We start from the raw sequence: 6,541 nt of genomic DNA on the forward strand, positions 1-6,541 counted from the left end.
CAGTATCTTCTACTCAAGAAAAACTTTTGTCACCTTTGCGTCGTCGAGCTAAAGCTAGCCCTAAGGTTGCAGAAATCAACAACACACCATTGATTGAAGGTTCGGGAACTTCTTGAGTTGGTTGCTTCGTTGTGGTTACGTTGACTTTTAAGGCAAAAGTATCAATCCCATTACCAAAAGCTCCTAAATCACCTGTGTTGAGTCTTACCTCAAATTGTCCGAGAAACTTAGTTGTCGTACTACTATCATTCAGTTGAGGTAGATAACTTGTTTCAAGCACTAAATTGCCGTCATCAAACCAGCTTCCTTGCGCTGAATTATAAGTAACAGGAGTAAGGAAATCTATTCCATTATTGATGCCAGAGATAAAGTTACCAATATCGACTCTCCATTCATTGACCGCTTGTCCTCCTAGTCCAATTTCTGGAGGAATAAATCCAGCATTAGAACCTGTAGTCAGCAAGAAATTTAAGTTATAACTATTTGAGGTAACTTGTTGAAGAACGGTAGTTAATGTAAGGTTGGAAAATAAAGAAAAATTAGAATTAAGGAGAGCGGTTGTTTGCTCAAAGCTCAAGTTTGAAGCTTCGTGACTAGCTACCGCACCGACTGGTGAGATAATGATAAAAGCTGCGTCAAACTTATCTTCTGAAACTAAGTCTTGCGTCTGTGCTCTAGCCGTTTGATTAGTCAGGAAAGTCAAGGTTAAGGAGAAAAAAGCAGCTGTCAAAGTTGTACGGTTAAAAATAGGCATAAAACTTTTTAGGAGTAATTGAAATTTATTGAACTAATTTGAAAAACAAAAATGGGAAAAGATTGAAAAAATAGAGTTGTCAGAAATCATTTAACATTGCATGAGTATTTTAAGTTTCTATAATTTACCTTCTAAAAGCCAAAAATTAAGGTTAAAAGTGACTTTTGCAAAATTCCAGTCGATTTTTTAGCTCGAAGGGCAGGTTACTTGACTACTGTTAAGAAAAGATTTCTCACTTGTTAAGGTTTTAAGAATTTCTGGTTAAGGATTAGTAGTTATTAAATTTATTTCTTGTTGCTGATAGAGATAATAATAATGACCTTTGGCAGCCATTAGTTGTTGATGGTTTCCTTGTTCTATAACTCTGCCAGCATCCATCACGACAATGATATCTGCGTGACTTACAGTATTCAAGCGGTGGGTAATAAAAAATACCGTATCTCCCTGGAATGCTTTGGCTAAGTTGAGGCAGACTTGTCGCTCTGTGGGATAATCTAAAGCACTAGTGGCTTCATCTAAAACTAGTAACTTTGGTCGTTGTAAAACAGAACGAGCGATCGCAATTCTTTGTCGTTGTCCACCGGAAAGTGCTGCACCCCGTTCTCCTACCCGCGTGTTGTAACCGTTGGGTAAGTTCATGATAAATTCGTGAGCAGCTGCGACTTTTGCCGCTTCAATAATTTGCTCAGTTGTAGCATCGGGATTTGTCAGTGCAATATTTTCCTGGACTGTACCATCAAATAACAACGATTCTTGGGGAACTACACCTACTTGTCGTCGTAGCGAATAAAGTTCGACTTTGGAAATATCATAGCCATCAATCAAAATTCTGCCAGATTCTACTTCATAAAGCCTGAGCAGTAATTTCATCATCGTACTTTTACCAGATCCACTTTGTCCGACGATGCCGATAAACTTTCCTGGAGCAAAGTCGAGATTGACATTAGAAAGTTGCAAAGGGCCACTGGGTAAAAATCGGAAGGAAACATGATCATACTTTACTGCCCCTTTAATGTCTGGTAGGGGAATGTTTTGGCGGTTTGTTTCTGCTTCTTGTGGTGTATCAACAATATCGCTTAAACGCTCTAAAGATAAAGCAGTTTCTTGGAAGCTTTGCCAAGTTTGAGCTAGACGCAATATTGGGCTGGTAACGTAACCGGATATAATTCTAAAGGCAATTAATTCACCGAGCGTTAATTCTCCTTGCAGAACTAAGTAAGCTCCCATCCACAAAACTAGCAAGCTACTGAGTTTGTTGAGAAAGTCGCTAGTAGAATTGGCAAGGGTAGAAGTAACTACAGTTTTAAAACCAGCTGCAACAAAACGAGCATAACGCTCTTGCCAGGAAAAGCGCGAGCGCAATTCAATATTTTGCGCTTTTACTGTTTGAATTCCTGACATGACCTCAACCAAATAAGATTGAGTTTCGGCATTCCGTTCAGCTTTGGCGCGTAACTGTCTGCTAATAGTCGGAGAGGCAACTAAACTGATAATGACAAATACTGGAATTGTCCCTAAACCAACTAAGGTGAGTTGCCAACTATAAATCAGCATCACACCAATATAAACCACAGAGAAAACAGCATCTAAAACGACTGTCAAAGCAGTACCAGTCAGGAACTTTCGGATATTTTCTAATTCGTTAATTCGAGTAGATAGTTCACCTACAGGTCGGCGTTCAAAATAACGTAGTGGTAGCCGCAGCAAATGGTCAATAATTTGTGACCCTAAACCTATATCGATGCGATTAGTGGTATCGACAAATAAATAAGTTCGCAATGTGGTCAGCACGGCTTCAAATAGCCCGATAACTAATAGTAGTACTCCTAAAATATGCAAAGTATTAACATTATTTTGAGCAATAACTTTGTCAATGATTAATTGCACGACCAGGGGATTTGCTAGTGCTGCTAGCTGAACGAAGAAAGAAGCAATAAATACTTCTATCAGTACTTGATGGTGACGTGATAGATAAGGAAGAAACCAACGCCAACTAAAATGCTTTTGGGGTGTTTCTTTAGTGGAAGCAAGCAGTAATACCTTGACTCGCGGTGGTAAATTGGTCTGATCAGCATCTAATTGATCAACAAATTCTGTGGGTTTGCAGCGGATGATTCCCTTGGATGGCGCACCCACAACAATCGTACTGGTATCGGCTGCATATAAAACTGCATAATTATCACCATAGCGAATCAATGCTGGTGCGGGAATGCGTGTGGCTGCGGCGATGGGTAAATCTATTAATTGCGCTTTGAGTCCAATTAACTCTGACAAGTAAGCACAAGCTTGAAATGATATATTTCCCTGGCGTTTAAGTTGTTTAGATAAGATACGACGAACTACTTCCCGACGAAATGGCATTTCCAAGTGCTTTGTGAGCATTTGGAAACAGGCAATGGCTACATTTAGTTCTCCCTTACCAGAAAAGAATGGGTATTTTTTACGTTTTTTTGAACTTTTGGATGGGTAAGGATTTGAGTTGGCGATTTCTTCTGGTGCGTAGGGAATTTCTAATTCATCTGCAATCTGCTGTGGCTTATCACTAATTTGGGGTTCTACTTCTGGAAAATCTTGCAGTAGCAAATCTGATGCCCGCAGGCCAATCAAACGTGCTGGAATTTCCGCTGTGACTTTGATAGTTTCTCCAACATCGTTCAAGTTTAAATGAGAATTAGGTAATAAATTTGTAATTTTACCACTACTGACAAACCAGATATTCTCCTTATCTAATTGTGTGATTGGAGTTATTCCTGGAGAAAGGTAATGTATTGTAGCTCCAACTAAAGCTTTTTCAGCTAACTCTTTAAGATTTAAAACAGCATTAGCTTGTTTTTCTGCTTGCGACTTGAGAATGTCAAAAACTTCTGCTAAATAACTTTGATTTGTACGAATATTGGCAAAGTCTGGATAACAAGCAAGAAGATTAAAATATTCTGCTGCACTTAAGGTTAAACATACTACTTCTGTAGAAGCGATCGCCAACTCACAAGCTACGCCACGTAACAAACTAATTTCACCAAGAGAGGCTCCTGGTTGTAATAATTTTAAAGTAGTTAGCATTTGCCTGTGCAAGTCGTATCCTAATAAGCGTACCTGTCCTTCGTAAATAAATATTACTTGTTCAAGAAGTATTTCATTAGTAATGACTTTCTCACCAATGCGATACTGCCTAATTTGCAATTGTTGTGATAAATTGGCGAGTACCTCATCTGGTAATTGGTCAAATCCTTCTATAGTAGTAAGAAATTTAGTAGAGATGTCCTGAACATAAATCATATTAAAAAATAAAAAATAATTTCTTATTTTCAAGCCAATAGCGATTTTTTTGTCTTTAGTATTTTTAGCTAAATTTAATTAACCTTTTAACTGGTGACTTAGACAGCAAGTAATACTTAAAAACCTTAGATACTAGAGTTTATAACATTAATCAATAAAAGGGTTAAGTAAAGGATGAAACAGATTGAGTTTTCTTTTATCCTTTACTTAACCCTTTCTCCAACTTTTACAAAAGTAGCTTTTGTAAGAGTTCTAATAAAAGGGTATTCTAACGACTGTTATTCGTTAACAATCGTAAAGCCTTCATAATCAATTGCTCCAGTTGAAGCACTAGGTAAATTGACTGTACCAAGTAAGGTGGCGGTTGCAAAACCAGCACCGTTAACACCTGTGGCAGTGCCTAAACTTAAACCTGATGCACTAAGCTCGTCTTGGAAGCCTGTGATCTCGTAGACTTGCCCAGTTTCGAGCAAAGCTAACAGTCTTTGAGTAGAGCCGCTAAGGTTAGTAAATGCTAGTCCAGAATCTGCGTTGAGATTAAGAGGTTGACCTGAAGAATTTCTCAGCACAATCGGCGCAGATAGCTCACCAGTAAGCAAATCAACTTTGTACAGGTTATTTCTAGTAGTGTCGCCTGTAGTTTCATCTGTATTAGTGAAATCGCTCGCAAGAGCGCGAGTCCGACCAGGGGTGAGATTATCGATAGCTAATCCATCAGCAAATTTTCCAGGATTAGTAGGTGCAGTTCCTTGCCTTTGTGCAGTAGTAGTAGCTGCACCAAATTGGTCTACAAGCGTAACAACTCCGCCTCCAGTAGTAGGTACAGTAATTTCGTAAAGAGAGCTTCCTACTGGTACTCCATTACTGGTGGTATTATTGCCCGAAATGTTGTACAAAACATTAGTCGACAGTACCGTTCCAGTTGATGAGATGTCACGCCCAAAGTCAGCACCAGAGTCAAACCCAAAACGACGTGAGTCAGATGGCGAACGCGTTGGTGATGCACTGGCTGGAGCAAAAGGCTGATCGACATTATTAACCCGAACAATAGTTGGATCAATTGTTGCTGTTGAACCGGATGCTCGTGCTTCATTAACGGCACTTACCCTTCCAGTAGCGGGGTTAGTTCCTAGCCCTTCTAAGTCGTTGTTCTGAATATTCGCAGCATTGATCCGACCTACTAATTGAGGAGTACTACCGAATGGGCTTATAGGAAAGCGGTAAACTGCGAATTGTGTTCCAGCCACATTCGGATTGCTATCCGAATCTCCGATTGTATAGCCGTAAAGAACCATGAGAATTTTCTCCTTAATTTCGACTTGTTAATTTCTGAGAGTGTTTCAAATATCCGAATCGTCCTTCAACTAATAGTCTGGAGGACATTTGCGATAACGGAAAAAGTCCACAACATACTGCCTCAGCTACACAAACAAAGCTTGCTATAACAACTGAGATTGCAGAGAAGTATTTATAATACATCTAAGGTAAAGTTACTTGTGGACTATTAAGATAAAATTTCCTAACTATTAAAGTTTTATGAACTTCTGATTAAGATTTAATATCGCAGTTAGGGTTAGCGCGTCTCAAACCCTATTGACAGGGGGATTATGGCAGAGGTACTGAGTTTGAGAGAGTCGCAGCCAACACAAAAAGCATATAGTCATCGTTCATAGCTACTCGTCGTGATTTTTGGCGAATACTGCGACGAAAAGATGATTCTCGCTCTAATGCATTAAGAGCAATGCAACGTAGTAAAGCAAAGTTTTCTGGGCTATGTAAAGAACAAATTCGGCATTCATTTTCGTGGAAAGTAATATCCAATGTCCAACAATACCTTTGCCAATTTACGAGGGTTCAACGCAGGGCAAATGCATCTTATTTACTAATAAAAACTAAGGGAGATTCCAAAATGACATAGATAATTGTAAAAATTGGTAAAATGATAAATAAAACAAATCAAATATTTTTTCAAAATGTGAATTAGCTTATCTTCAACTGAATGACTAATCGTCAATACTAAAATAATTTAATTATGAGCTACATAAAAATATATTTACTTATCCCTCTTCTGTCACTTTAGGAGAAGCCAATGCCTGCAAGCCTTTGAGAGCCTTATTTTTCAGTTTTTGGCTATAAATTTTAGTTTTTGTTAGAAAAAAAAAAGCTCAAAACTTTATCAAATCAAAGTTTCAGAGTTTCGCTCTGATTATTATTTTCCGAAAGTGACAAAACAGGGCTTATACCAATTTAACCCTGTTTTGTCAATCTGGGAGAAGCTAATCCCTGTAAGGCTTTTGCAGCTTTAGTTTTCAGGTTTTGGCTATAAATTTTAGTTACTGTTAGAGTTAGAAAATAAAAGTTCAAAGCTTGGCTCAATCAAAGTTTCAAACTCTTGCTTCGACTATTGTTTTCCGAGAGTGACAGAATAGGGATAATCCAACTAACAGTGCAAGAAGTAGCACAGTCAGGATTTCTCGGTTTTCCGCGCTGCCCCGATTACCTTCATGCCTC

The 6,541-nt window shown here is 38.5% G+C and carries 4 protein-coding genes; all 4 read right to left on the reverse strand.

Annotated elements, in window-relative coordinates; genetic code table 11:
* Positions 1 to 13 precede the first annotated feature (13 nt).
* Complete coding sequence (locus H6G97_RS42760; RefSeq protein WP_190946607.1) at positions 14 to 754, reverse strand: hypothetical protein; 741 nt, start codon at positions 752 to 754, stop codon at positions 14 to 16.
* Between the two features lie 261 nt (positions 755 to 1,015).
* Positions 1,016 to 4,030, reverse strand: a complete 3,015-nt coding sequence (locus H6G97_RS42765; protein ID WP_190946608.1) for a peptidase domain-containing ABC transporter — start codon at positions 4,028 to 4,030, stop codon at positions 1,016 to 1,018.
* A 278-nt stretch (positions 4,031 to 4,308) separates the two neighbouring features.
* Positions 4,309 to 5,325 carry a hypothetical protein gene (locus H6G97_RS42770; RefSeq protein ID WP_190946609.1) on the reverse strand — a complete coding sequence of 339 codons (1,017 nt, stop codon included), beginning with the start codon at positions 5,323 to 5,325 and terminating at the stop codon, positions 4,309 to 4,311.
* Between the two features lie 310 nt (positions 5,326 to 5,635).
* The gene (locus tag H6G97_RS42775; RefSeq protein WP_242055980.1) at positions 5,636 to 5,851 is read right to left on the reverse strand and encodes a hypothetical protein; all 216 of its coding nucleotides are present in this window, start codon (positions 5,849 to 5,851) and stop codon (positions 5,636 to 5,638) included.
* Positions 5,852 to 6,541: the final 690 nt, after the last annotated feature.

It is taken from the genome of Nostoc flagelliforme FACHB-838 (genome assembly GCF_014698065.1).
Lineage (GTDB): Bacteria > Cyanobacteriota > Cyanobacteriia > Cyanobacteriales > Nostocaceae > Nostoc > Nostoc flagelliforme_B.